This is a genomic window from Vibrio sp. V33_P6A3T137 (genome assembly GCF_009904835.1).
Taxonomy (GTDB): Bacteria; Pseudomonadota; Gammaproteobacteria; order Enterobacterales; family Vibrionaceae; genus Vibrio; species Vibrio metschnikovii.
The window spans coordinates 1-3,413 of the sequence record NZ_WXWK01000084.1; the positions used below are offsets into that span (position 1 = coordinate 1).

Genomic DNA, 3,413 nt, shown 5'->3' on the forward strand with positions numbered 1-3,413 from the left:
ACATTAATATTTCCATTTAGTTATATTTACAATGTGGTCAATAATGACAATTATCATTGACTGTAAAAACCTATGACAAAATATACCCAAACAACTTGGAGTTGCAGGTAGGCGACAAGTGAGTTCATCCCCATGAGCACACTACAGTGATTGGGATGAACGAACGTAAGACAAACTATTTTGTGTAATAGATTCCATCTCTTGATCCATTCTTAAAAACGAGTTTATCTTGAACCACCCTACAAGTTGCTTTTATCAAAATAGGATATTTAGATTTTCTATACTAGGATGAAAATCATCAATGATATTTGTCTGGACTCTACGTAATGAAAAATCGCCTATTTCATTCGCTAAGCTTGGTGGTGTTTCTAGCATTTCTAGTACTCACGAGTTTTTATGCTTGGCAAGATAGTCGTAGAGTTAAACACTTTATCCAACACTATGAATTACCTTCGATAGGTATGGCATTAGCGGCAAGCGTCGATAGAACAGCTGGCGAATATCATCGAATTAGTGGTGAACTACAGCATAATAATTTTATACGTGACTGGATTCTAGCTGGCGAACAAGATATTGATATATTACGGACTTTCTTACGTGACATTAGTCTACGATTTCGTTTAGCGGATGCTAGCATGGTCAGTGATCGTTCCGAGACTTACTACTCAGATGATCAGCGAATCATAAAACTTGACCCCAATAATGTATCACGAGATGGATGGTATTATCTTTATCGTGAAACCTTACGAGATATCAATATAGATACATGGTATTACGCTGAAGAAGATAAGTTGCACATATGGGTTAATGCTCCTCTTTTTGATCACAATGGCGAATTTCTCGGTCTTACTGGTGTGGGAGTCGATACCGAAGATTTTAGTAATCTGCTGATGACTTATGCCCGCCTTAAAGGTTTTGACGTTTATCTAGCACGATTAGATGGTCAACTGGTTTATGCAAGAAACCGACAGTTATTAGCGGACCAGCTTAACTTAAGCGATCTGTGGGATATAGAGTTCAACTTTCTTGATAAAAATAAAGATGGCACAGTATTGAGTTTTGCTAATAAAGACAATTCAGAGGTATTCCTCTGGATACGCTTTATGGATACTTGGAATACTTGGTTAGTGGTAGAAAAATCTGCCGAATCCATTCAGTCTCGCATCAATGAAAGTTTAAAAAGTAGTGCACTTCTGGGTGGCTCTCTTAGCCTATTACTATTTTTAGTGATTTTTGCTTCTATTATGCTTGCACGGCACAAAGTAGATGAGAAGACACTCCATCTTGAATATCAAGCAGGTACTGATTGCCTAACGGGGCTGTTTAATCGCGCATACCTATCAGGGCTTATTCAATTAGAATTAACTCGATTACGTAAGGTAGAAGGTGTCTCTGCAATCTTACTGATTGATATCGATTATTTTAAAAGAATTAACGATACATACGGACACCCAATCGGTGATCAAGTACTTTGTTGCGTTGCTCATAGCTTAAATCAAAATATTCGAGAAGGTGATGCGGTCGCGCGGTTTGGTGGTGAGGAGTTTATGGTACTGCTGCCGAATATTTCATTACAAGATGCCGTAGAACATGCAGAAAAGCTGCGTTTAGCCGTTAGTGAACTGACCTTTCCATGCCTTCCACAAGAGGTGAGTATTACGGTAAGCATCGGGATTTCATTGTTAGATATAACTAAAGATAATCCAATAGAGACGGCTTATTTTGATGCGGATAGAGCATTGTATCGTGCAAAATCTTCGGGGCGCAATCGTGTAGTATGCTCATGAACAGTCCGAGTGTTTATGCTTAAGTGGCTTAACGACACTATCCAAACCTTCGATTTTTAATGCCAGACACAGCTGAAGCAGTTGGCCTAATTCCCCTTCGGGAAAACCTTTGTTGGCGAACCACAGTAGGTACTCTTCAGGTAAATCGATCAAAACCCTACCAGCATATTTGCCAAAAGGCATGGGCATTCTGGCGAGTTTGAGTAGGTTTTCTTTTTCTAACATGATGTCACTTAGGCTCGGTGGGTCATTGGAATTGACAGCATACAAAAAGTCTCCCGAGCAGAGCAAGTGCTGTGGGAGACTGATAGCTTTATTAGTGGTTCTTAACCACGTAAAATCATTTGCTCACGTTCAGGCCCCACCGAAATCATCGATACCGGCACTTGTAGGAGCTCTTCAATCCGTAGTACGTACTTTTGAGCCGCAAGAGGCAGGCTTTCAAAAGTGCGACAACCGGTAATGTCTTCTTGCCAGCTTTCCATTTGCTCATACATAGGCGCCAGAGCTGCCGTTTGTGGCCAAATCGGGTTTTCGCTGTGATGACCTTGATAGCCGACACAAATTTTCAGATCAGATAAGCCAGTTAAGCAGTCAATTTTGGTCAAAGCGACTTCGGTTGCCGCTTGTAGCTCAACCCCATTACGGGTTGCTACGGCATCAAAATAGCCCATATCACGTGGACGGCCAGTAGTGGCGCCAAACTCGTTGGCTTTTTCACGAAACGCATCTTGCTCTTCCATCGCGGTGATCAAGGTGCCAGTGCCAACCGATGAGCTAAAGGCTTTCGCCACGGCAATCACTCGCTCTGGACGCAATGCGGGTAAACCACCGCCCAAACCTGCGTAAGCAGAAGTCACATGAGAAGACGTTGTCCATGGGTATTCGCCGTACACTAAATCTCGGCCAGCGCCCAACTGGGCTTCAAACAACAAGTTTCCGCCTTGGGCTTGAATCGCTTTTAGCGGTACGGTGACATTACACACCGATGCTAACCATGGCTGAGCAACCTCTAGTAGCCATGCTGCCATTTCCGCCGCGCTTTGGGTAAATTCAAAACTTGGGTAAAGGGCTTTGAGTTGGGGCAATTTCCAATCTAGCCAAAATTGAATACGTTCTTGTAACACTTCAGGTTGCTTTAACCAGCCAACTAAGATGCCTTTTTTCATCACTCGGTCACCATAAGCCGGAGCAATGCCTTGACGAGTAGAGCCGTAGGCTCGATCGCCTAAACGTGCTTCTTCTAAACTGTCTTCTAAAGCATGGAGAGGCAAACACAAAGTCGCACGATCGGAAATCGCCATGCGTAGCGATACGCCTGATTGCTCAACTTCCGCCATCTCTTTTGACAATAACTCAGGGCTTATCACCATACCTGGGCCAAGTACCGCCAAACAATCTGGATTAAACACGCCACTCGGCAATTGGTGTAATTTAAACGTTCCGAATTCATTAACTACGGTGTGACCGGCGTTATTTCCGCCTTGAAAACGAACACTGGCTGAAGCTTGATCGGCAAGATAATCAACAATCCGACCTTTACCTTCATCACCCCAGTTAGCACCAACAACAACAATCGACGACATGAGTTACTCTCCTTAAAAGCAAGTGCCACCATCCTATGCC

3 protein-coding genes are annotated in these 3,413 nt (G+C 43.0%); 1 reads left to right on the forward strand and 2 read right to left on the reverse strand.

Going from position 1 to position 3,413, the window contains the following annotated elements; translation table 11 throughout:
- Window positions 1-326 precede the first annotated feature (326 nt).
- On the forward strand, window positions 327-1,787 hold the full coding sequence (locus CAG60_RS08400) for a sensor domain-containing diguanylate cyclase (RefSeq protein ID WP_161438723.1): 1,461 nt from the start codon (window positions 327-329) through the stop codon (window positions 1,785-1,787).
- On the opposite strand, the gene CAG60_RS08405 is transcribed toward CAG60_RS08400, so the two are convergent.
- A complete protein-coding gene (locus tag CAG60_RS08405) occupies window positions 1,782-2,012 on the reverse strand; it encodes a DUF3820 family protein (protein WP_161438724.1) in 231 nt (76 codons plus the stop codon). The genes CAG60_RS08400 and CAG60_RS08405 overlap by 6 nt on opposite strands.
- A 101-nt stretch (window positions 2,013-2,113) precedes the next feature.
- Window positions 2,114-3,373, reverse strand: a complete 1,260-nt coding sequence (locus tag CAG60_RS08410) for an adenylosuccinate synthetase (RefSeq protein ID WP_161438725.1) — start codon at window positions 3,371-3,373, stop codon at window positions 2,114-2,116.
- Between the last annotated feature and the right edge of the window lie 40 nt (window positions 3,374-3,413).